Raw genomic sequence first — 20,865 nt, 5'->3', positions numbered from 1 at the left:
TTCCTTCGGTGCCGAAAACCCGGCGCGGCCGGGCGTTTTCTCGAACGCGCGGCCCGCGCCGCACCCTTTCCTCCTCGTTACAGCAGCGGCCCGCTCAGCGCATCGAGCAGCTTGCGCACGGGTGCCGGCACGCCGTACGCATCGAGCCGGCTCAACGGCACCCACGCGGTCTCCGCGTCCCGCGCCTGCGACGGCAGGCCGCCGCCGTCCGCCATGTCGCTCAGCCGCGGCTCGATCTCTAGCCGGAAATGCGTGAACGTGTGCGTGAACGGCGCAAGCGGCACCGGGCCGCCGCCGCCGAAGCCCTGCGCAAGTTCCGCGAGCGCCGCATCACCGTCGGCTTGCGGCAGGCTCCACAGGCCGCCCCAGATGCCGGCCGGCGGCCGCCGCTCGAGCAGCACGGCGTCGCCGTTGCGCAGCACGAGCATCCAGGTCTTGCGTGTCGGCACGGCCTTCTTCGGCCGCGCGGCCGGCAGTTCGCGCTGCCGGCCCGTCGATTGCGCGACGCAGTCGCCCGCGAACGGGCAGCGCGCGCAATCGGGCTTGCCGCGCACGCACAGCGTCGCGCCGAGATCCATCAGCCCCTGCGTATAGGCGCTTACGTCCGCCGCGTTCGCGGCGTCAGGCAACAGCGATTCGGCGAGCGCCCACATGTCGTTCTCGACGCGCTTCTCGCCCGGAAAGCCCTCGACGCCGAACACCCGCGCGAGCACGCGCTTCACGTTGCCGTCGAGGATCGTCGCGCGCGCGCCGTACGCAAACGACGCGATCGCCGCGGCCGTCGAGCGGCCGATGCCCGGCAGTTCGGCCAGCGCGTCGGGCGTCGCCGGAAACGCACCGCCGTGCTCGGCGACGACGGCCTGCGCGCAGCGGTGCAGGTTGCGGGCGCGCGAGTAGTAGCCGAGCCCCGCCCACAGCGCCATCACGTCGTCGACCGGCGCGGCCGCGAGCGCGGCGACGTCGGGGCAGCGTTCGAGAAAGCGCGCGTAATACGGGATGACGGTCGACACCTGGGTCTGTTGCAGCATGATTTCCGACAGCCAGATTCGGTACGGATCGCGGGTGTTCTGCCACGGCAGGTCGTGGCGGCCGTGCTCGCGCTGCCACGCGATCAGGCGCGTGGCGAACGTGCGGTGCAGCGGCGTGACGGGGAACGGAGCGGGGGCGATGCGGGGCGGCTTCAAGTTATCTAATCGCGGAAAAAGGTTTCAACGCTGGCAGGTCGCACAGAAATAGGTCGACCGCTGGCCCTGCACGATCTGGCGGATCGGCGTGCCGCATACGCGGCAAGGCTGGCCGGCACGGTCGTAGACGAAGCAGTCGAGCTGGAAATAGCCGCTTTCGCCGTTGCTGCCGACAAAATCGCGCAGCGTACTGCCGCCGCGCTCGATCGCATCGGCGAGCGTCGCGCGCACCGCGTCGGCCAGCCGCTCGTAGCGCGGCAGCGACACCTTGCCGGCGGCCGTCGTCGGCCGAATGCCGGCGCGAAACAGGCTCTCCGACGCATAGATGTTGCCGACGCCGACGACCATGTCGCCCGCGAGCAGCGCCTGCTTGACCGACACCGTGCGACCGCGCGTGCGCGCATGCAGCAGCGCGCCGGTGAACGCCGGCGAGAACGGCTCGACGCCGAGGCTCGCGAGAAGCGGATGCGCATGCACGTCGCCCGCTTCGCGCGGGTGCCACAGCACGGCGCCGAAGCGGCGCGGATCGCGGAACCGCAGTACGAATTCGTCGAAGATCCAGTCGATGTGATCGTGCTTCGCGGCAACGGGCACGCCGGCCGCGGGCAGCACGCGCAGCGTGCCCGTCATGCCGAGATGGACGATGAACCAGCCCGCGTCGACCTCGAACAGCAGGTACTTGCCGCGACGTTCGACCGCGAGCACCTCGCGCGCGCGCAACTGCTCGGCGAGCCCCGCCGGCACGGGCCAGCGCAGCATCGCGGTACGGATGTCGACACGCTCGACGCGGCGGCCCGCGACAAAGGGCTCGATGCCCCGGCGCGTGACTTCGACTTCTGGCAACTCTGGCATGTTATACGGGTCTGAGGCTGGATTCACGATCGTGCGTGTATTGTAGCGAGCGCGTTACAATCGGTTGAAACATCGAACGGATTTCCATGACTCTGCCCTCGAAGCTGCTTCAGAAGCGCCCCGCCGCCGCGCGCGGCGCGCGCGCCTTCCCGGTCCGTCGTGCACTCGGCGCCGCGCTGTTTGCCGCCTGGACCCTCACCGCCTTCCCGGCTCACGCGCAGGATCCGGCATCGGACGACGCGGAGCCGCAGGGCGCGTTCGAGCATGTGATGCCGGATGAGCAGAAGAATCTCCCCGGTGTCGCGCTGACGAGCCAGATCGTCTACCAGGTGCTCGCCGCCGAAGTCGCGCTCCAGCGCAACCAGCCGGCGCCGGCGTACCAGACCTACCTCGCGCTCGCCCGCGACACGCGCGATCCGCGCATGGCGCAGCGTGCGACCGAGATCGCGCTCGGTGCACAGAGCCCGGCCGACGCGCTGTCCGCCGCGAACCTGTGGCGCCAGTACGCACCGGATTCGAACCGGGCGTCGCAGGTCGACGCCGCGCTGCTAGTGCTCGCCGGCAAGCCGGCCGACGCGCAGCCGATGCTCGCGCGCGAGCTGGCCCGCGCAACCGGCGAGACGCGCGGGCCAGCGATCCTCGCGCTGCAGGCGCTGCTCGTGCGCGGCTCCGATCGCGTCGGCGGCCTCGCGGTGCTGAAGGACATGCTGAAGAACGACATGAACCGGCCCGAGGCGCAGCTCGCGATCGCGCGGCAGCAGCTCGCGGTCGACGACAAGGACGGCGCCGCGCAATCGCTGAAGCGGGCGCTGCAGCTCCGCCCCGACTACCTGCCGGCGGCCCTGATGCTGTCGCAGATGGGGCCGGCGGAACGCGCGGCGGGCATCGCGTCGTTCGAGAAATATGTTCAGCAGAATCCGAAGTCGCGCGACGCGCGGCTCGCGCTGTCGCAGCTCTATCTCGCCGACGATCGCCTCGACGATGCGCAGAAGCAGTTCGAGACGATGCGCAAGCTCGACTCGAAGGATCCGACGCCGCTGATGGCGCTCGCGCTGATCAAGATTCAGCAGAAGAAACTCGACGAAGCGACCGCCTACCTGAAGCAGTACGTGCAGCTCGGCGACAAGCAGCAGAACCTCGACGTCGGCCAGGGCTACATCTACCTCGCGCAGATCGCGATCGACCAGAACAACGATGCGCAGGCGTCGCAATGGCTCGACAAGGTCGACCAGACGAGCCAGCACTATCTCCCCGCGCAGATCACGCGCGCGCAGTTGCTGCAGAAACAGGGCAAGACCGACGAGGCGCGCAAGGTGCTCGACGACCTGCCGATCACGGATCCGCGCGACGCGGCCGTGGTCGCGCGCACCGACGCGTCGATCCTGTTCACCGCGAAGCGCTATCCGGAAGCCGAGGCACGGCTCGGGCAGGCGGTCCAGGACTTCCCGGACGATCCCGACCTGCGCTACGACTACGCGATGGCGGCCGAAAAAACCGGCCACTACACGACGATGGAAAAGCAGCTGCGCGAGCTGATCCGCACGCAGCCCGACAACCCGCAGGCGTACAACGCGCTCGGCTATTCGCTTGCCGACCGCAACCAGCGCCTGCCCGAAGCCAGCAAGCTGATCGACAAGGCGATGACGCTCGCGCCGAACGATGCCTACATCATGGACAGCCTCGGCTGGGTGAAGTACCGGATGGGCGACACGGCCGGCGCTACGAAGGTCCTGCGGCATGCGTACGAACTGCAGCCGAACGCCGAAATCGGCGCGCACCTCGGCGAAGTGCTGTGGAAGAGCGGCGCGCAGGACGACGCGCGTTCCGCGTGGCGTGCCGCGCAGAAGCTCGAGCCCGACAACGAAACGCTCGTGCAGACGCTGAAGCGCCTGCAGATCAACGGCCTCTGATGCAGATGTTCCCGATGCTTTCCCTGTTCTCCCGCGCGCAGCGCACGCTGGCCGCAGCCGGCGCGGTGCTCGCGCTCGCCGGCTGCGCGAGCACGCCGCCGTCGGCAAGCGCGCCGACGGGCGCGGCGCTGCAGACCGCCGCGACGCACGCTTACCATGGCCGCTTCGCCGTGCAGTACGACGACCGTCTCGGCAAGCAGCAGAACGTGTACGGCAACTTCGACTGGCAGGAGCACGGCAACGACGTGTCGCTCGAGCTGCGCAGCCCGCTCGGCCAGACGCTCGCGGTCGTGAAATCGACGCCGCAGGCGGCGTCGCTCGAGCTGCCGAACCGTCCGACGCAATATGCGGCAGACGTCGGCGACCTGATGCAGCGAACGCTCGGCTTCGCCCTGCCGCTCGCGGGCCTGCGCTACTGGCTGCTGCCGACGCCCGCGCCCGCGACGCCGGCGGAGACGGTACGCGATCCGGCCGACGACTCGCACGTCAAGCAGATCCGCCAGGACGGCTGGACGATCGACTACCTTGCCTACGCGGACGCCCCGGCCACGGGCGTCAAACGCGTCAACCTCGTGCGCGCGACGCCGCCGCTCGACATCAAGCTCGTGCTCGATCAGTGAGTACGCGCGCCTAGCCCAACATACGCATGACCGATTCGACCCGCTCGCTGCGCAACTGCCTTGCGCCCGCGAAACTCAACCTGTTCCTGCACATCACCGGCCGCCGCCCGAACGGCTATCACGATCTGCAGAGCGTGTTCCAGCTGCTGAACTGGGGCGACACGCTGCACTTCACGCTGCGCGACGACGGCCGCGTCGCGCGTGTCACCGACGTGCCCGGCGTGCCCGAGGAAAGCGATCTCGTCGTGCGCGCAGCCAACCTGCTGAAGGCGCACACCGGCACCGCGTCAGGCGTCGACATCGAGATCGACAAGTGCCTGCCGATGGGTGCCGGCCTCGGCGGCGGCAGCTCCGACGCGGCGACGACGCTGCTCGCGCTGAACCGCCTGTGGCAACTCGACCTGCCGCGCACGGAGCTTCAGTCGCTCGCGGTGAAACTCGGCGCAGACGTCCCGTTTTTTATTTTTGGAAAAAATGCGTTCGCAGAGGGTATCGGAGAAGAATTAGCTGAGGTAGAATTGCCGACTCGCTGGTTCTTGGTTGTGACGCCACGCGTTCATGTCCCGACCGCTGAAATATTTTCAGATGAGTTGTTGACAAGAGATTCGAAGCCCGTCACAATTGCTGACTTTCTTGCACAGCAAAACAGCGATGCGGGATGGCCAGACAGCTTCGGCCGGAACGATATGCAGCAAGTTGTGACAAGTAAGTACGCGGAAGTTGCGCAGGTGGTCAAATGGTTGTATGATGTGACCCCCGCGAGGATGACCGGCTCCGGAGCAAGCGTGTTTGCAGCGTTTCGCAGCAAACACGAGGCAGAAGCGGCGAAAGCCAAGCTGCCCGCCAGTTGGAACGGCGCAGTTGCCGAGAGCCTGAACGAGCATCCGCTCTTCGCTTTCGCGTCATGAAGTTTTACTTTGCCGGATGGCCTACACGAGTCCGGTGAAGTTATCAGTTAAGTGTAGGGGAGTCGCCAAGTTGGTCAAGGCACCGGATTTTGATTCCGGCATGCGAGGGTTCGAGTCCTTCCTCCCCTGCCAAAAATTTTCCCGCATTTCCCGCCTAAGCCTGAAGCAGGTGCACGATGAGCAGCCATGACGGCCTGATGGTTTTTACTGGCAACGCGAATCCCGCGCTCGCCCAGGAAGTCGTCAACATTCTTGGAATTCCCCTCGGCAAAGCAATGGTCAGCCGTTTCTCCGACGGCGAGATCCAGGTCGAGATCCAGGAAAACGTGCGTGGCAAGGACGTCTTCGTCCTGCAATCCACGTGCGCGCCGGCGAACGACAACCTGATGGAACTGATGATCATGGTCGACGCGCTCAAGCGCGCATCGGCCGGCCGGATCACCGCAGCCATCCCCTACTTCGGCTACGCCCGTCAGGATCGCCGCCCGCGTTCGGCGCGCGTCGCGATCTCGGCGAAGGTCGTCGCGAACATGCTGGAAATCGCCGGCGTCGAGCGGATCATCACGATGGATCTGCACGCCGACCAGATTCAGGGCTTCTTCGACATCCCGGTCGACAACATCTACGCAACGCCGATCCTGCTGGGCGACCTGCGCAAGCAGAACTACTCGGATCTACTCGTCGTGTCGCCGGACGTCGGCGGCGTGGTGCGTGCCCGGGCACTCGCGAAGCAGCTCAACTGCGATCTCGCGATCATCGACAAGCGTCGTCCGAAGGCGAACGTCGCCGAAGTGATGAACATCATCGGTGAAGTCGAAGGCCGCACCTGCGTGATCATGGACGACATGGTCGATACGGCCGGCACGCTCTGCAAGGCCGCGCAAGTACTGAAGGACCGCGGTGCGAAGCAGGTGTTCGCGTACGCGACGCACCCCGTGCTGTCGGGCGGCGCCGCCGACCGCATCGCAGCATCGGCACTCGACGAGCTGGTCGTCACCGATACGATCCCGCTGTCGGCCGAATCGCTGGCGTGCTCGAAGATCCGTTCGCTGACGAGCGCGAGCCTGCTGGCCGAGACGTTCTCTCGGATCCGCCGCGGCGATTCGGTGATGTCGCTGTTCGCGGAATCCTGATCGCGAGTCGACACAACAAAGCATGCGCAGAAAGCGAAGCGGCAACGCTTCGCTTTCTGCACAATCGGACGGGATAGACGAAACCCCGCCGTTTCATCGGGGGCCGCCGTTTGACGGCCCCGTTTTACTGCCTGGTCGCGGGCAGCCATTGGAGAATCACATGAAAGTCGTCGCTTTCGAGCGCCAACAGCAAGGTACGGGTGCGAGCCGCCGCCTGCGCAACGCCGGTAAGACCACGGGTATCGTTTACGGTGGCGAAGCAGCCCCGCAAAAGATCGAACTCGATCACAACGCCCTGTGGCACGCCCTGAAGAAGGAAGCCTTCCACTCGTCGATCCTCGACCTCGAAGTGGCCGGCCAGTCGCAGCAGGTTCTGCTGCGCGACGTGCAATACCACCCGTTCAAGCAACTGGTGCTGCACGTGGACTTCCAGCGCGTTGACGCGAAGAAGAAGCTGCACACGAAGGTGCCGCTGCACTTCCTGAACGCCGAAGTCAGCCCGGCCGTGAAGCTGTCGAGCGCGGTCGTTTCGCACGTCGCGACGGAAATCGAAATCGAGTGCCTGCCGGCTGCCCTGCCGGAGTTCCTCGAAGTCGACCTGTCGAAGATCGAAGCCGGTCAGTCGCTGCACGCGAAGGACATCGCGCTGCCGAAGGGCGTCGCGCTGGTCGCGCACATCGATGCGGAAAACCCGGTTGTCGCATCGGCGACGGTCCCGGCTGGTGCCGTATCGGACGCAGCAGGCGAAGGCGAAACGCCGGCTGCCTAAGCGGCTGCCTACGCGCCCGATCGATCCGTTTCACGAAACGGTCGACGCAACCCGCCGCGGCTTGCCCGGCGGGTTTTTCTTTTTCTGCGCCCAGGCGGCAGCGGCCGCCTTCGAAACGTCATGATCAAACTGATCGTCGGCCTCGGCAATCCCGGGGCGGAATATACCGCAACGCGCCACAACGCCGGCTTCTGGCTGATCGACCAGCTCGCCCGCGAGGCGGGCACGACGCTGCGCGACGAGCGCCGCTTCCACGGCTTCTACGCGAAAGCGCGCCTGCACGGCGAGGAAGTCCACCTGCTCGAGCCGCAGACCTACATGAACCGCTCCGGCCAGTCGGTCGTCGCGCTCGCGCAATTCTTCAAGATCCTGCCCGACCAGATTCTCGTCGCGCACGACGAGCTCGACCTGCCGCCCGGCACCGTGAAGCTGAAGCTCGGCGGCGGCAGCGGCGGCCACAACGGCCTCAAGGACATCTCCGCGCACCTGTCGACGCAGCATTACTGGCGGCTGCGGATCGGCATCGGCCATCCGCGCGACCTGATTCCGGAAAGCGCGCGCGCCGGCGCGAAGCCCGACGTCGCGAACTTCGTGCTGAAGCCGCCGCGCCGCGAGGAACAGGACGTGATCGACGCGTCGATCGAACGCGCGCTCGCCGTGATGCCGATGGTCGTCAAGGGCGAACTCGACCGCGCGACGATGCAGTTGCATCGCAACTGACCTGACCGCGTATCGCACCGGCCCGGTGCATCGGGCCGTCCGGCGTCGCCGGGCGGCACCGCCCTTCCCACCTTGACGCGCACATGCGGTAATCTCGTCGTTTTGCCCGACAGGAGCCAAGCGGTGAGCCGTTACTGGAGCGACGTCGTTCAGCAACTCGTGCCTTATGTGCCGGGCGAACAGCCCGCGCTCGCGCACCCCGTCAAGCTGAACACCAACGAGAATCCCTATCCGCCGTCGCCGCGCGTCGTCGCGGCGATCGCACGCGAACTCGGCGAGACCGGCGACACACTGCGCCGCTATCCGGATCCGGTCGCGCGCGCGCTGCGCGAGACGGTCGCGGCCCACCATCGCATCAAGCCCGAACAGGTGTTCGTCGGCAACGGCTCCGACGAGGTGCTCGCGCACACGTTCCAGGCGCTGCTGAAGCACGACCGGCCGCTGCGGTTTCCCGACATCACGTACAGCTTCTATCCGACCTACGCTCGCCTGTACGGCGTACAGACCACGATCGTGCCGCTCGCGGACGACTTCTCGATCCGCGTCGACGACTATCTCGACGACGCCGGCGGCGTGCTGTTTCCGAACCCGAATGCGCCGACCGGGCGCGCGCTGCCGCTCGCGGATGTCGAGCGGATCGCGGCCGCGAATCCGTCGTCGGTCGTCGTGATCGACGAGGCCTATGTCGATTTCGGCGCGCAGTCCGCGATTACGCTGATCGACCGCCATCCGAACCTGCTTGTCGTGCACACGACGTCGAAGGCCCGCTCGCTCGCGGGCATGCGCGTCGGCTTCGCGTTCGGCGATGCGGCACTGATCGACGCGCTGAACCGCGTGAAGGACAGCTTCAACTCCTATCCGCTCGACCGGCTCGCGCAGGTTGCCGCGCAGGCCGCGTACGAGGACACCGACTATTTCGACGCAACCTGCCGGCGCGTGATCGACAGCCGGACGCGGCTCACGCACGCGCTCGACGCGCTCGGCTTCGACGTCGTGCCGTCGGCTGCGAATTTCGTGTTCGCGCGCCATCCCGCGCACGATGCGGGCGCGATCGCGGCAAAGCTGAAGGAACGGGAAATTTTCGTGCGGCACTTCCGGCTGCCGCGAATCGACCAGCATCTGCGCATCACTGTCGGCACCGACGCCGAATGCGATGCGCTCGTCGCGGCGCTGCGCGAGCTGCTTGCCTAAGGAAGAACCGGCGCCGGACGGCGCCGCTCGGGACGCGTGACGCGTGCGCCGATAAACCAAAGCGCGCGCGTCACCGCAGGGTCACGACGCGTCGTCGCCTTTCCCGGCGATCAACGCGTGATACTTCTCCATCAATTGCGCGTGCGATTCGTCATGCTGCGGATCGCGCGGAATGCATTCGACCGGACACACCTGCTGGCACTGCGGTTCGTCGAAATGGCCGACGCACTCGGTGCACTTGTTCGGGTCGATCACGTAGATATCCGGGCCCATCGAAATCGCGCCGTTCGGGCACTCGGGCTCGCACACGTCGCAATTGATGCACTCGTCGGTAATCATCAAAGCCATACTGATCTCACTTCTTCAGGCCGGCGGCCGGCTTCGCAACGAAACCGGCCGGCGCCGCGTCACGCGGCAGGGCCTCCCATCGCGGCGACTTTCTCGGTCAGCCACTTTTCGACGGACGGGAACACGAACTTGCTGACATCGCCGCCCAACTGTGCGATTTCGCGCACGATCGTTCCCGAGATGAACTGGTACTGATCGGACGGCGTCATGAACATCGTCTCGACGTCGGGCAGCAGATAGCGGTTCATCCCCGCCATCTGGAACTCATATTCGAAATCGGACACGGCGCGCAGCCCGCGCACGATCACGCGCGCGTTGTTGGTGCGGACAAAGTCCTTCAGCAGACCGGTGAAACTCATCACCTTCACGTTCGGATAATGGCCGAGCACCTCGTTCGCAATCGTCAGACGTTCTTCGAGCGAGAAGAACGGCTTTTTCGCGCGACTGTCGGCGACACCGACCACCAGCGTATCAAAAATGCTCGACGCGCGCCGCACGAGGTCTTCGTGCCCGCGCGTCAGCGGATCGAACGTACCGGGATACACGGCGACTACCATGTCGCTCCTCCTGTCATCACGCAAACGGGATGGCAGCGGTGCGATGCGCACGCCACTGCCGAGATGGGCATGCGTCGCCTTTGCGGCGCGCCGCCTCGTATGGAACGCGCATTATTCATCATTTTCGCGCCGCAGCAAATGATAGTGAACCGCACCGGCCTTGCCGTGCTTCACGACCTGCCAGCCCGCGAGCGCGTCGTGCGCGGCCGGATCGAGTTCCGCCCCCGTCTCGACGTACAGCGCGCCGCCCGCCGCGACGAGCGGCGCCGACAGCGCGATCGCGCGCTCGAGCGCGGCCGGATCGCCGAACGGCGGATCGAGAAACACGACGTCGAACGCACCCGGCGCGAGCCCGGCCGCGAGCCGCAGCGCATCGGCTTCGGCGACTTCGACCGTGCGGGCGCCGAGCTTGTCCTTGATCGCACGCAGTTGCTGCGCGGCGCGCGGATGGCGTTCGACCATCACGACGCTCGCCGCGCCGCGCGACGCGGCCTCGAAGCCGAGCGCGCCGGTGCCCGCGAACAGGTCGAGGCAGCGCCGGCCTTCGAGATCCTGGCCGAGCCAGTTGAACAGCGTCTCGCGTACGCGATCGGGCGTCGGCCGCAGGCCGTCGAGATCGAGCACCGCGAGCGGGGTACGTTTCCAGTCGCCGCCTATGATGCGGATCGTGTGCGGCTTGCCGCGGCCGGGAGGGGCCGCCGGGCGGCCGGGAGAGGAACGGGACATACGGAATATAGGCAACGGAGGGACCGGGCGCGCGCCAGGGCGCACCGCCAAACAGGCGCACGTTACCACAGCGGCGTCGCGCACTGACGCGAGCGCCACGCCGCACTGATAAAATGCACGGTTTCGGCCGCCGTGCGCCGCGCCCGCGCGAACGCAGAACGGCCCCTCCGGCGCCCCGCTCCTGGCGGCGGCCCACCCTCTTCCCGACGTCAGACCATGTTCAGCTTCTTCAAACGATTCAAGAAAACGCAGGAGCCCGATCCCGCGGAATCGCAATCGGCCGACGCGCAGCAAACGGACGAGCCGTCCGAGGCGCCCGTGCTCGAGGCTCCGCCCGCGGCCGACGTGCCGCAGGCGCCCGTGCAACCGGCCGCGCCGGCCGTCGTGATGACGGTCACGCCGACCAACGACGGCCGCGACGAAGTCGTCGAGACGGTCGAGATCGTCCCGCCGCCGCTACAGGACGCATCCGCGAAGAAATCGTGGCTTGCGCGCCTGAAAACGGGGCTCGCGAAAACGGGCAACAGCATCACCGGCGTATTCGTCAACACGAAGATCGACGAGGATCTGTACGAGGAACTCGAAACCGCGCTGCTGATGTCCGACGCGGGCGTCGACGCGACCGAGTACCTGCTCGACGCGCTGCGCGAAAAGGTGCGCACCGGCCGGCTGACCGACCCGCAGCAGGTGAAGAGTGCGCTGCACGACCTGCTCGTCGAGCTGCTGAAGCCGCTCGAGAAATCGCTGATGCTCGGCCGCGCACAGCCGCTCGTGATGATGATCACCGGCGTGAACGGCGCGGGCAAGACCACCAGCATCGGCAAGCTCGCGAAGCATCTGCAGAGCTTCGACCAGTCGGTGCTGCTGGCCGCGGGCGACACGTTCCGCGCGGCGGCGCGCGAACAGCTGGCGGTCTGGGGCGAGCGCAACAACGTGACGGTCGTGCAGCAGGAAAGCGGCGATCCGGCCGCGGTGATCTTCGACGCGGTCAGCGCCGCGCGCGCACGCAAGATCGACGTGATGATGGCCGACACGGCCGGCCGCCTGCCGACGCAGCTCCACCTGATGGAAGAGTTGAAGAAGGTGAAGCGCGTGATCTCGAAGGCGCATGACGGCTCGCCGCACGAAGTGCTGCTGGTGATCGACGCGAACACCGGCCAGAACGCGCTCACGCAGGTGAAGGCATTCGACGACGCGCTCGGCCTCACGGGACTCATCGTCACGAAGCTCGACGGCACCGCGAAGGGCGGGATTCTCGCCGCGATCGCGCGGCAGCGCCCGGTGCCCGTCTACTTCATCGGCGTCGGCGAGAAGGTCGAGGACCTGCAGCCGTTCAGCGCCGTGGAATTCGCGGACGCGCTGCTCGGCTGAACGCCGCCGGCCCGCATCGCCCAGGGCGCCTTCGGGCGCCCTTTTTCATGCGCGCCCGGGGGGGCGCCGCGCTCATTCGGCGTCGGGTTGCGCGCCGGGCTCGGCGGCCTTGAACGCGTCGAGCGTCGATGCATGGTCGACGATCCGTTGAATCGTCGGATAACGCGTCGTGTCGATCGAGAAGCGGTTCGCGTTGAACACCTGCGGCACGAGGCACAGGTCGGCGAGCGTCGGCGTGTCGCCGAAGCACAGCTTGCCGGTGCGCGGATCGTTCGCGAGGCGCGTCTCGAGCGTTTCGAAGCCCGCCTCGATCCAGTGCCGGTACCACGCGTTCTTCGCCTCTTCGGGTACCTGCAGCGTGTGCTTCAGGTACTTCAGCACGCGCAGGTTGTTGAGCGGATGGATTTCGCACGCGATCTGCAGCGCGGCCGCGCGCACGTACGCGCGGTCGACCGGCTGCTTCGGCAGCAACGCGGGCTCCGGATGGGTTTCTTCGAGATATTCGATGATCGCGAGCGACTGCTGAAGCGTCGCGTCGCCGTCGGTCAGCGTCGGCACGACCGCATCCGGATTCAATGCACGGTACTCGTCCTTCAGTTGCTCGCCACCGTTGCGCAGCATGTGCACGGGGACATAGTCGAACGGCAGCTGCTTCAGGTTCAGGGCGATCCGCACGCGGTACGACGCAGAACTGCGGAAATAGCTGTAGAGCTTCATGGGATGTCTCTCGTAGTCGTATTCGGCCGGCAACGGCACAGGCGCGGCGCAGCCGGCGCGCCCACCGCCGGTAACCAGAGTGTAGCGCGACGCGATGCGCGGCCGCGCTTGAGCCGGCCGCACCCGTGCGATACTCGGGGCATTCCTTACGCTCACCGCGCGGCCCGATGCCGGCCGCCCGCCCCACGTCCCGATGACCGCTTCCCACGATCCCGCCGCCGTTCCGTTCCGTTGCGCCCGTTTCATCAAGGAGATCGGCCGCGGCCCGCACGGCGCGCGCGCACTGTCCGCCGAGGACACGTTCGAGCTCTATCGCGCGATGCTCGACGCACGCGTGTCGGACGTCGAACTCGGCGCGATCCTGATCGCCTATCGGCTGAAGGGCGAAACGTCCGACGAGCTGGCCGCGATGCTCGCCGCCGCGCAGGCGTCGTTCGAGCCCGTGCACGTGCAGGACGCCGCGTTCCGCCCCGTGTCGATCCCGAGCTACAACGGCGCGCGCAAGCAGCCGAACCTCGTGCCGCTGCTCGCGCTGCTGCTCGCGCGCGAAGGCGTGCCGGTGCTCGTGCACGGCGTCGAGCGCGACCCGGGCCGCGTGACGAGCGCGGAGATTTTCTCGGCGCTGTCGCTCGCGCCGTCGACGTCGCACGATGCGATCGAGGACATGCTCGCCGAGCGCCGCGTCGCGTTCGCGCCGATCGAAGCGCTGGCGCCGCGCATCGCGCACCTGCTGTCGATGCGCAGCGTGCTCGGCGTGCGCAACTCGACGCATACGCTCGTGAAGATCCTGCAGCCGTTCGCGCCGGCCGGCCTGCGGCTCGTCAACTACACGCATCCGCCGTACCGCGACAGCCTCGCGCAATTGTTCCGCGACCATCCGGACGCCGCGCTCGGCGGCGCGCTGCTCGCGCGCGGCACCGAGGGCGAAGCCGTCGCCGATACGCGGCGCCAGGTGCAGGTCGACTGGCTGCATGACGGCGTATGCGACACGCTGATCGAGGCCGAACGTTCGTCGACCGATACGCCGCCCGTCGCGCTGCCCGAATCGCGCGATGCGGCGACGACGGCCGCGTGGACGGACGCCGTGTTGCGCGGCGAGGTGCCGGTGCCCGACACGGTCGCGCGGCAAGTCGCGACGATCGTGCAGATCGCCCGCATCGCGCGCTGACGGCGCGGCAACGACCCGCCCCGCGCCTCGACGATTTGACACGCGAGCGCATCCTGGCATAGAGTTGCCGTCATGCGTTCCTTTCCGAACACCCTCCGAATTACCTCCGGCCGCCTAGCGCGGCCGCTATCGCTACGACTAGCCTAAGGCTGTCGTAGCGCCGTGTGCTGTCCGCACGGTCCCTCCCTGCAGTTCCTCGCCGTACCCCTCTCGCAGTTTTTACAACCCGAAGTCGTCAGCATTCGTCCGTCTATCCGTCGGTCGATTCGCGAAGATCATCCGCAACCGCAGCGCGATCGCGCGCCGCGGTGCGAGGCAGCGCCAACCATCGCCCCTGCCGCCCGTCTTCGCTCGCGACTTGAGACCCGAGGTCCAGAAGATGAAGCGCAATCCGCAAGACAAGTACCGTCCGTTCGAGCCCGTCCGCATCAATGGCCGCCGCTGGCCGACCCGCACCATCGAGCGCGCGCCCGTCTGGATGAGCACCGACCTGCGCGACGGCAACCAGTCGCTGATCGAGCCGATGAGCATCGAGCAGAAGCTCGAGTTCTTCGAGATGCTGGTCGCGATCGGTTTCAAGGAGATCGAAGTCGGTTTTCCGTCGGCGTCGCAAACCGACTTCGATTTCGTCCGCAAGCTGATCGACGACAAGCGGATTCCCGACGACGTGACGATCGAGGTGCTCGTACAGTCGCGCGAAGACCTGATCGCCCGCACGTTCGACGCGCTCGAAGGCGTGCCGCGCGCGATCGTGCACCTGTACAACGCGGTCTGCCCGTCGTTCCGCCGCATCGTGTTCGGGATGTCGAAGAACGACGTGAAGGCGCTCGCGGTCGACGGCACGCGCATCATCAAGGAACACGCCGCCGCGCGCCCCGACACGCACTGGACCTTCCAGTACTCGCCGGAAACCTTCAGCATGACCGAGCTGACGTTCGCGCGCGAAATCTGCGACGCGGTCGCGCAAACCTGGCGGCCGACCCGCGACCACAAGATGATCGTCAACCTGCCGGCCACCGTCGAGGCCGCGAGCCCGAACGTGTTCGCCGACCAGATCGAATGGATGGACCGCAACCTCGCGTATCGCGACAGCATCGTGCTGTCCGTGCATCCGCACAACGATCGCGGCACCGCGGTCGCGGCGGCCGAACTCGCGCTGCTCGCGGGCGCCGACCGCATCGAGGGCTGCCTGTTCGGCAACGGCGAGCGCACCGGCAACGTCGATCTCGTCACGCTCGCACTGAACCTCTACACGCAAGGCATCGACCCGGGCCTCGACTTCTCCGACATCGACGCGGTGCGCCGCGTCGTCGAACGCTGCAACCAGATTCCCGTGCATCCGCGCCATCCGTACGCGGGCGACCTCGTGTTCACCGCGTTCTCGGGCTCGCACCAGGACGCGATCCGCAAGGGTTTCGCGCAGCAGCGCCCCGACGCGGTCTGGGAAGTGCCGTACCTGCCGATCGACCCGGCCGACCTCGGCCGCAGCTACGACGCGGTGATCCGCGTGAACAGCCAGTCAGGCAAGGGCGGCGCGACGTTCCTGCTCGAACGCGGGATGGGCTTCACACCGACGCGCCGCGTGCAGATCGAATTCAGCCATGCGGTGCAGACGCTCGCCGACGCGTCCGGCGAGGAAGTGACGGGCGACACGATCTGCGCGCTGTTCGCCCGCGAATTCTTCGAGACCGACGGCCCGGCCTCGCGGCATGGCAGCGGTGCACGCTGGCAGAACCGCGAGATCGCGGCAGCGCCGGCAGCGGCCGACGCGACGCCCGAAGACGCCGTGCGACATTTGGCCGCGGCATTCGCGGCGGCCGCCGGCGCCGCGATCGACATCGCGTCGTACGAACATGCGCGCACGACGGACGGCCGGATCGCGGTATCGGTCGGCTGCCGGGTCGGCGATGCGCCGCTGCGGCACGGGGTCGGCCTGCACGCCGATGCGGCAAGCGCCGCGCTCGATGCAATCGTCAGCGCAATCAACCGTTCGGCATGGCATTGCACGGATCGCCGCGCGGCGGCCTGACGCTCAGGGTTCGGCAGTCAGCGAGCAGGGCGTGACCGCCCGTGCGCCGCGCGATCCGCGCCGCACGGGCCAGCAAAAAGCGGCCCATAAGGCCGCTTCGGTGGGGACATGAAAAGGAGCGCCACGCGCGCTCATGTCTCGGTCGCGCACCGCGTCGCCTGCCATGCGAGCAGGCACCAGCGGCCCTGCTCCTCGGTGTGGACGGACGTATAGGCAATCGGAAAGACCAGGCCGCCGTTGTTCGTTTCCATCTCGATCAAAGCGCGCCCGGTGACGACGCAGGTTTCGCCGCCGACGGCCAGCACGTCCTGCGACTGGATTTCGATCTGACGATAGCGGCGGCGGCCGGCGACGATGGCGTCGATGAACTGCTGCTTGGTTTCACGTTTGCCGTTGGTGTGCACGAAGAACACCTTGTCCGACAGCAGCGCGTCGAGCGCCTCGCCGTCCCCGTCCACCATCGCCCGGAACCGATCGCGCTCGAGCGCGCGGATCGCATCGACCACCTTCGCCATCGCCTGACTCCTCGGCAACGCGCACGCCGTGCGCGGGCATGCGGATCAGAAGTTGTACTGCACGTAGAACTGGTGGAAATTTATACCAGGATTCGGCTCTTTGATACCCGCGTTAGACACATGTTGAAAACGGTAACCGACCTGATACTGTTGCCGTTCTCCGAACTGTGCGCCGACGCCGACGACATCCACGAACTGGAACGACGTCGCGAGCGAAAGATTGTTGGAGATCGTCGGGGAAGTCAGGAACCGGATACCGGCGCCGGCCTCGACGAACGGGCGCACCTGGCCCGCACTCTTGATGAAGCGGAACATCGGCGTCCCGCCGAATTCGCCGATGCTGCCGTGGACATTGCCGCCCGTGTGCCAGTAGCCGACGTGGCCTTCCATCACGAACGCGAAGTGCCAGCCGCCGATTTCCCACCAGTTCCAGCCCGGATCCCACACCACGCCGAGATCGGCCTTGTCGATCCCGTGACGATCCGAAAACCCGCCGCCCGCCTGGATACCCCATCGATCCGCGAACGCCGCGCCCGATCCGCCCAGAAGTGACGCCGCCAGCATCGCATGCAGCGCAAGCCGGCTGCGGGGCCGGCGATTCTTCTTATTGTTCATCTGACACTCCAACTTTGTGGGTTGAATGGAGCCTGCCGCGACGGCCTGGCTCGAGCGAACTGAATGGTATGGTAAAGGACTTTTCGGATCGGCATCACGAAGCGAAATGGCTTCCTTCCAAAACGACAAAAATCGAAATCGTCTACTGATTCCTATCAGAAACAATGGTTTACGGAACTTCGATCCGCCGCCTTGGTCGCAGATTAGACTATCGACTCGACTATCTCGATAGAAAAATCGGGAACTCAGATGCCCACGCCCGCTCTAAGGAATTAGCACTCGGTTTGCGGGAGTGCTAAGATTGGCCCCGGAATCTCATCCGAGACCCGGGGTTTGTCCCTGATTCCAAAGGAGTTTTTAGTGAGCAACGCCCTGACCCTTCCGAATACCCTGAGCCCGACGCCGGCCAAGGCCGAATCGGCAGGCTCGCTGGCGCTCGCAGCTCAATCGATGTTGCCGGGCCAGCTTGGCAACATCGACGCGTATATCCAGGCCGTCAATCGCATTCCTCTGCTGACGGCCGAAGAGGAACGCCAGTACGCAACCGAATTCCGCGAAAACAACAACCTCGACTCGGCGCGCCGCCTCGTGCTGTCGCACCTGCGTCTCGTCGTGTCGATCGCGCGCAACTATCTCGGCTATGGTCTGCCGCACGGCGACCTGATCCAGGAAGGCAACATCGGCCTGATGAAGGCCGTGAAGCGCTTCGATCCGGCCCAGAACGTGCGCCTCGTGTCGTACGCGATCCACTGGATCAAGGCCGAGATCCACGAGTACATCCTGCGCAACTGGCGCATGGTGAAGGTCGCGACGACGAAGGCGCAGCGCAAGCTGTTCTTCAACCTGCGCAGCCACAAGAAGAGCATGCAGGCGATGACGCCCGAGGAAATCGACGGCCTCGCGCAGGAGCTCAACGTCAAGCGCGAAGACGTGACCGAGATGGAAACGCGCCTGTCGGGCGGCGACATCGCACTCGAAGGGCAGGTGGAAGACGGCGAGGAGTCGTACGCGCCGATCGCCTATCTGGCCGACTCGCACAACGAGCCGACCGCCGTGCTCGCCGCGCGTCAGCGCGACACGCTGCAGACGGACGGCATCGCGCAGGCGCTCGACGCGCTCGACGCGCGCAGCCGTCGCATCATCGAGGCGCGCTGGCTGCACGTCGACGACGACGGCTCGGGCGGCTCGACGCTGCACGATCTTGCCGCCGAGTTCGGCGTGTCCGCGGAACGCATCCGCCAGATCGAAGCGAGCGCCATGAAAAAGATGCGCACCGCCCTCGCCGAATACGCATAAACCCGGCGATTCAGAGCGCTTCATCGAAAACCGCTGCCCGACCGGCAGCGGTTTTTTTTCGTCTGCTTTTTCCCGCTGCTTTTCCGCTTTTCCCGCTGCGTTTCATCCGCTTTACCGCCCGTTTCTTCGCCGATTAATTGACCTGATTCATCAGGTATTAGGCCGTTTTCGGGCCCCTTCCGCATAAGCTTGATCTGCCTCAAGTTTCAGCCCGCAGTTAGCGACGGTCTGCCGCAGCGCCGCACTCGGCATCGGAAAGCCGTCATCTTAAAATTGGCATGTCAGGCGCAAAAGGATTAAAACAGCTTCACGGCCGTCATAAATCCGACGTAAAGTCGCCCTCAATCCGTCCTAAATCGATTCAGGATAATCGCCTTGATCTCGATCAATAAAGAGCCTGCGCCGCCTCCCCAGCGGCCGGCCGGCACGATCGGCTGGCGCGCGCGCATCGCCGCGTGGGCTCGCGGACCGACCCTCGCCCGCGACATCACCCTGGTGCTGATCGTCAAGCTGATCCTCCTGATGTCGCTCAAATACGCATTCTTCAATCATCCGCAGGCCGAGCACATGTCGCTTCCGCCTGCCGCCGTCGCCGAGAGGCTGCTCTCGGTACCGGCGCCTGCACCTACCGAGGGAGACCACCATGATAAGTAGTGAAGTCGTCGATCTATCACGCCTGCAGTTCGGCATCACGGCGCTCTACCACTTCCTGTTCGTGCCGCTGACGCTGGGCCTGTCCTGGCTGCTCGTCATCATGGAAGCCGTCTACGTGATGACCGGCAAACAGGTCTACAAGGACATGACCCAGTTCTGGGGCAAGCTGTTCGGCATCAACTTCGCGATGGGCGTGACGACCGGCATCACGCTCGAATTCCAGTTCGGCACGAACTGGTCGTACTACTCGCACTATGTCGGCGACATCTTCGGCGTGCCGCTCGCGGTCGAAGGCCTGATGGCGTTTTTCCTCGAATCGACGTTCGTCGGCCTGTTCTTCTTCGGCTGGAACCGCCTGTCGAAGGTCAAGCACCTGATGGTCACGTTCCTTGTCGCGCTGGGCTCGAACCTGTCCGCACTGTGGATCCTCGTCGCGAACGGCTGGATGAACAACCCGGTCGGCGCCGAGTTCAACTACCAGACGATGCGGATGGAAATGACGAACCTGTTCGACGTGCTGTTCAACCCGGTCGCGCAGGTGAAGTTCGTGCACACGGTGTCGGCCGGCTACGTGTCGGCCGCGATGTTCGTGCTCGGCGTGTCGTCGTGGTACCTGCTGAAGAAGCGCGACATCGACTTCGCGCTGCGCTCGTTCGCGGTCGCGGCCGGCTTCGGCCTCGCGGCGACGCTCTGCGTGATCGTGCTCGGCGACGAATCGGGCTATACGACCGGCGAAGTGCAGAAGATGAAGCTCGCCGCGATCGAATCCGAATGGGAAACGCAGCCGGCGCCCGCATCGTTCACGCTGATCGGCATTCCGAACCAGGAAGAGCAGCGTACCGACTACGCGATCAAGATCCCGTATGCGCTCGGCCTGATCGCGACGCGCTCGATCGACGAACCGGTGATCGGCCTGCGCGATCTCGCGAAGCGCAGCGAGGAGCACATCCAGAGCGGGATGATCGCGTACGGCGCGCTGCAGAAGATCAAGCAGGGCGACACGAGCGCCGCGACGCGCGAACTGTTCGACCAGCACAAGCAGTATCTCGGCTACGGGCTGATGCTCAAGCAGTTCACGCCGAACGTGACCGACGCGACGCCCGAGCAGATCAAGGCCGCCGCGAAGAAGACGATCCCGCCGGTCGCGCCCGTGTTCTTCTCGTTCCGGATCATGGTGGCCCTCGGCTTCCTGTTCGTCGCGACGTTCGTTGCCGCGTTCTGGTTCTGCGCGCGCCGCGAACTGCTGCAGGACAACCGCCGCTGGTTCCTGCGCTATGCGGTGTGGGCGATCCCGCTGCCGTGGATCGCGATCGAATTCGGCTGGATCGTCGCCGAGCTCGGCCGCCAGCCGTGGACGATTGCGGGCGTGCTGCCGACGCACCTGTCCGCGTCGAGCCTGACGCCGACCGACCTGTACCTGAGCCTCGCGGGCTTCATCCTGTTCTACACCGCGCTGTTCGTCATCGAGATCAAGCTGATGTTCAAGTACGCGCGCCTCGGCCCGTCGTCGCTGCATACCGGCCGCTATCACCACGAACTCGCGGCCGCCAGCGAGCGCGCCCCGGCGTGAGCACGCACCCGA

The 20,865-nt window shown here is 66.2% G+C and carries 21 protein-coding genes and 1 tRNA gene; 14 read left to right on the top strand and 8 right to left on the bottom strand.

Annotated elements, in window-relative coordinates; genetic code table 11:
- Positions 1-77 precede the first annotated feature (77 nt).
- Together mutY and mutM are read right to left on the bottom strand one after the other, a co-directional pair.
- Complete coding sequence (mutY, locus tag ACNQQL_RS12885) at positions 78-1,184, bottom strand: A/G-specific adenine glycosylase (protein WP_347064316.1); 1,107 nt, start codon at positions 1,182-1,184, stop codon at positions 78-80.
- A gap of 24 nt (positions 1,185-1,208) precedes the next feature.
- Complete coding sequence (mutM, locus tag ACNQQL_RS12880; RefSeq protein ID WP_072444687.1) at positions 1,209-2,036, bottom strand: bifunctional DNA-formamidopyrimidine glycosylase/DNA-(apurinic or apyrimidinic site) lyase; 828 nt, start codon at positions 2,034-2,036, stop codon at positions 1,209-1,211.
- A gap of 86 nt (positions 2,037-2,122) precedes the next feature.
- Here mutM and ACNQQL_RS12875 point away from each other — a divergent pair, with 86 nt between their 5' ends.
- The 8 genes from ACNQQL_RS12875 (at position 2,123) to hisC (ending at position 9,287) form a co-directional block, all read left to right on the top strand.
- Positions 2,123-3,946, top strand: coding sequence for a tetratricopeptide repeat protein (locus ACNQQL_RS12875; protein ID WP_347064315.1), 1,824 nt, complete (start codon positions 2,123-2,125; stop codon positions 3,944-3,946).
- Positions 3,946-4,566, top strand: coding sequence for a lipoprotein insertase outer membrane protein LolB (gene lolB / locus ACNQQL_RS12870; protein WP_347064314.1), 621 nt, complete (start codon positions 3,946-3,948; stop codon positions 4,564-4,566). Before ACNQQL_RS12875 ends, lolB begins: the two co-directional genes overlap by 1 nt.
- A 26-nt stretch (positions 4,567-4,592) precedes the next feature.
- Positions 4,593-5,474, top strand: coding sequence for a 4-(cytidine 5'-diphospho)-2-C-methyl-D-erythritol kinase (ispE, locus tag ACNQQL_RS12865; RefSeq protein ID WP_034179068.1), 882 nt, complete (start codon positions 4,593-4,595; stop codon positions 5,472-5,474).
- Positions 5,475-5,529: 55 nt separating this feature from the next.
- Positions 5,530-5,606, top strand: a tRNA-Gln gene (locus ACNQQL_RS12860).
- A gap of 44 nt (positions 5,607-5,650) precedes the next feature.
- Entirely contained in the window at positions 5,651-6,607 is a 957-nt protein-coding gene (locus ACNQQL_RS12855) for a ribose-phosphate pyrophosphokinase (protein ID WP_034179069.1), read from the top strand.
- 160 nt (positions 6,608-6,767) lie between these two features.
- Entirely contained in the window at positions 6,768-7,376 is a 609-nt protein-coding gene (locus tag ACNQQL_RS12850) for a 50S ribosomal protein L25/general stress protein Ctc (RefSeq protein ID WP_034179070.1), read from the top strand.
- A 120-nt stretch (positions 7,377-7,496) separates the two neighbouring features.
- The gene (pth, locus tag ACNQQL_RS12845) at positions 7,497-8,096 is read left to right on the top strand and encodes an aminoacyl-tRNA hydrolase (protein WP_034179071.1); all 600 of its coding nucleotides are present in this window, start codon (positions 7,497-7,499) and stop codon (positions 8,094-8,096) included.
- A gap of 123 nt (positions 8,097-8,219) precedes the next feature.
- Complete coding sequence (gene hisC / locus ACNQQL_RS12840; RefSeq protein WP_204424579.1) at positions 8,220-9,287, top strand: histidinol-phosphate transaminase; 1,068 nt, start codon at positions 8,220-8,222, stop codon at positions 9,285-9,287.
- 81 nt (positions 9,288-9,368) lie between these two features.
- On the opposite strand, the gene ACNQQL_RS12835 is transcribed toward hisC, so the two are convergent.
- From ACNQQL_RS12835 to rsmD, 3 genes are all read right to left on the bottom strand, one after another.
- Positions 9,369-9,635, bottom strand: coding sequence for a YfhL family 4Fe-4S dicluster ferredoxin (locus ACNQQL_RS12835; protein ID WP_034179073.1), 267 nt, complete (start codon positions 9,633-9,635; stop codon positions 9,369-9,371).
- A gap of 59 nt (positions 9,636-9,694) precedes the next feature.
- Positions 9,695-10,192 carry a pantetheine-phosphate adenylyltransferase gene (gene coaD / locus ACNQQL_RS12830; RefSeq protein ID WP_031403077.1) on the bottom strand — a complete coding sequence of 166 codons (498 nt, stop codon included), beginning with the start codon at positions 10,190-10,192 and terminating at the stop codon, positions 9,695-9,697.
- Between the two features lie 111 nt (positions 10,193-10,303).
- Positions 10,304-10,918, bottom strand: a complete 615-nt coding sequence (gene rsmD / locus ACNQQL_RS12825; RefSeq protein ID WP_204424581.1) for a 16S rRNA (guanine(966)-N(2))-methyltransferase RsmD — start codon at positions 10,916-10,918, stop codon at positions 10,304-10,306.
- A 216-nt stretch (positions 10,919-11,134) separates the two neighbouring features.
- Here rsmD and ftsY point away from each other — a divergent pair, with 216 nt between their 5' ends.
- Positions 11,135-12,289: a signal recognition particle-docking protein FtsY gene (gene ftsY, locus ACNQQL_RS12820; protein ID WP_347064313.1), complete on the top strand. Its 1,155-nt coding sequence runs from the start codon at positions 11,135-11,137 to the stop codon at positions 12,287-12,289.
- Positions 12,290-12,361: 72 nt separating this feature from the next.
- On the opposite strand, the gene maiA is transcribed toward ftsY, so the two are convergent.
- Complete coding sequence (gene maiA, locus ACNQQL_RS12815; RefSeq protein ID WP_347064312.1) at positions 12,362-13,006, bottom strand: maleylacetoacetate isomerase; 645 nt, start codon at positions 13,004-13,006, stop codon at positions 12,362-12,364.
- Between the two features lie 193 nt (positions 13,007-13,199).
- Between maiA and ybiB the strand changes: the two genes are divergently transcribed.
- Both ybiB and leuA read left to right on the top strand, forming a co-directional pair.
- Complete coding sequence (ybiB, locus tag ACNQQL_RS12810; RefSeq protein WP_175750335.1) at positions 13,200-14,174, top strand: DNA-binding protein YbiB; 975 nt, start codon at positions 13,200-13,202, stop codon at positions 14,172-14,174.
- A gap of 379 nt (positions 14,175-14,553) precedes the next feature.
- Positions 14,554-16,203: a 2-isopropylmalate synthase gene (leuA, locus tag ACNQQL_RS12805; protein WP_347064311.1), complete on the top strand. Its 1,650-nt coding sequence runs from the start codon at positions 14,554-14,556 to the stop codon at positions 16,201-16,203.
- Between the two features lie 131 nt (positions 16,204-16,334).
- On the opposite strand, the gene ACNQQL_RS12800 is transcribed toward leuA, so the two are convergent.
- Together ACNQQL_RS12800 and ACNQQL_RS12795 are read right to left on the bottom strand one after the other, a co-directional pair.
- Positions 16,335-16,718 (bottom strand): nuclear transport factor 2 family protein, encoded by a 384-nt coding sequence (locus ACNQQL_RS12800; RefSeq protein ID WP_347064310.1) that lies wholly within the window; start codon positions 16,716-16,718, stop codon positions 16,335-16,337.
- 45 nt (positions 16,719-16,763) lie between these two features.
- Positions 16,764-17,333 carry an acyloxyacyl hydrolase gene (locus ACNQQL_RS12795; protein ID WP_072444709.1) on the bottom strand — a complete coding sequence of 190 codons (570 nt, stop codon included), beginning with the start codon at positions 17,331-17,333 and terminating at the stop codon, positions 16,764-16,766.
- A 360-nt stretch (positions 17,334-17,693) separates the two neighbouring features.
- On the opposite strand from ACNQQL_RS12795, the gene rpoH reads away from it, so the two are divergent.
- From rpoH to ACNQQL_RS12780, 3 genes are all read left to right on the top strand, one after another.
- The gene (rpoH, locus tag ACNQQL_RS12790; RefSeq protein ID WP_111016065.1) at positions 17,694-18,629 is read left to right on the top strand and encodes an RNA polymerase sigma factor RpoH; all 936 of its coding nucleotides are present in this window, start codon (positions 17,694-17,696) and stop codon (positions 18,627-18,629) included.
- Positions 18,630-19,004: 375 nt separating this feature from the next.
- Positions 19,005-19,283 carry a cytochrome oxidase putative small subunit CydP gene (gene cydP, locus ACNQQL_RS12785; RefSeq protein WP_416392613.1) on the top strand — a complete coding sequence of 93 codons (279 nt, stop codon included), beginning with the start codon at positions 19,005-19,007 and terminating at the stop codon, positions 19,281-19,283.
- The gene (locus ACNQQL_RS12780) at positions 19,273-20,853 is read left to right on the top strand and encodes a cytochrome ubiquinol oxidase subunit I (RefSeq protein ID WP_175963638.1); all 1,581 of its coding nucleotides are present in this window, start codon (positions 19,273-19,275) and stop codon (positions 20,851-20,853) included. The genes cydP and ACNQQL_RS12780 overlap by 11 nt, the downstream gene beginning before the upstream one ends.
- The last annotated feature ends 12 nt before the right edge of the window (positions 20,854-20,865 follow it).

It is taken from the genome of Burkholderia sp. LFS061 (assembly GCF_047978125.1).
Lineage (GTDB): Bacteria > Pseudomonadota > Gammaproteobacteria > Burkholderiales > Burkholderiaceae > Burkholderia > Burkholderia pyrrocinia_C.
This window is presented reverse-complemented; position numbering and strand designations above follow the sequence as displayed.

Coding starts and splice junctions, on each gene's coding strand:
- ACNQQL_RS12875 (WP_347064315.1), top strand. CDS start 2,123: ATGACTCTGCCCTCGAAGCTGCTTCAGAAGCGCCCCGCCGCCGCGCGC.
- maiA (WP_347064312.1), bottom strand. CDS start 13,006: ATGAAGCTCTACAGCTATTTCCGCAGTTCTGCGTCGTACCGCGTGCGG.
- ACNQQL_RS12850 (WP_034179070.1), top strand. CDS start 6,768: ATGAAAGTCGTCGCTTTCGAGCGCCAACAGCAAGGTACGGGTGCGAGC.
- mutM (WP_072444687.1), bottom strand. CDS start 2,036: ATGCCAGAGTTGCCAGAAGTCGAAGTCACGCGCCGGGGCATCGAGCCC.
- ACNQQL_RS12795 (WP_072444709.1), bottom strand. CDS start 17,333: ATGAACAATAAGAAGAATCGCCGGCCCCGCAGCCGGCTTGCGCTGCAT.
- ACNQQL_RS12780 (WP_175963638.1), top strand. CDS start 19,273: ATGATAAGTAGTGAAGTCGTCGATCTATCACGCCTGCAGTTCGGCATC.
- pth (WP_034179071.1), top strand. CDS start 7,497: ATGATCAAACTGATCGTCGGCCTCGGCAATCCCGGGGCGGAATATACC.
- leuA (WP_347064311.1), top strand. CDS start 14,554: ATGAAGCGCAATCCGCAAGACAAGTACCGTCCGTTCGAGCCCGTCCGC.
- ispE (WP_034179068.1), top strand. CDS start 4,593: ATGACCGATTCGACCCGCTCGCTGCGCAACTGCCTTGCGCCCGCGAAA.
- ACNQQL_RS12855 (WP_034179069.1), top strand. CDS start 5,651: ATGAGCAGCCATGACGGCCTGATGGTTTTTACTGGCAACGCGAATCCC.
- ACNQQL_RS12835 (WP_034179073.1), bottom strand. CDS start 9,635: ATGGCTTTGATGATTACCGACGAGTGCATCAATTGCGACGTGTGCGAG.
- lolB (WP_347064314.1), top strand. CDS start 3,946: ATGCAGATGTTCCCGATGCTTTCCCTGTTCTCCCGCGCGCAGCGCACG.
- ftsY (WP_347064313.1), top strand. CDS start 11,135: ATGTTCAGCTTCTTCAAACGATTCAAGAAAACGCAGGAGCCCGATCCC.
- coaD (WP_031403077.1), bottom strand. CDS start 10,192: ATGGTAGTCGCCGTGTATCCCGGTACGTTCGATCCGCTGACGCGCGGG.
- ybiB (WP_175750335.1), top strand. CDS start 13,200: ATGACCGCTTCCCACGATCCCGCCGCCGTTCCGTTCCGTTGCGCCCGT.
- rsmD (WP_204424581.1), bottom strand. CDS start 10,918: ATGTCCCGTTCCTCTCCCGGCCGCCCGGCGGCCCCTCCCGGCCGCGGC.
- ACNQQL_RS12800 (WP_347064310.1), bottom strand. CDS start 16,718: ATGGCGAAGGTGGTCGATGCGATCCGCGCGCTCGAGCGCGATCGGTTC.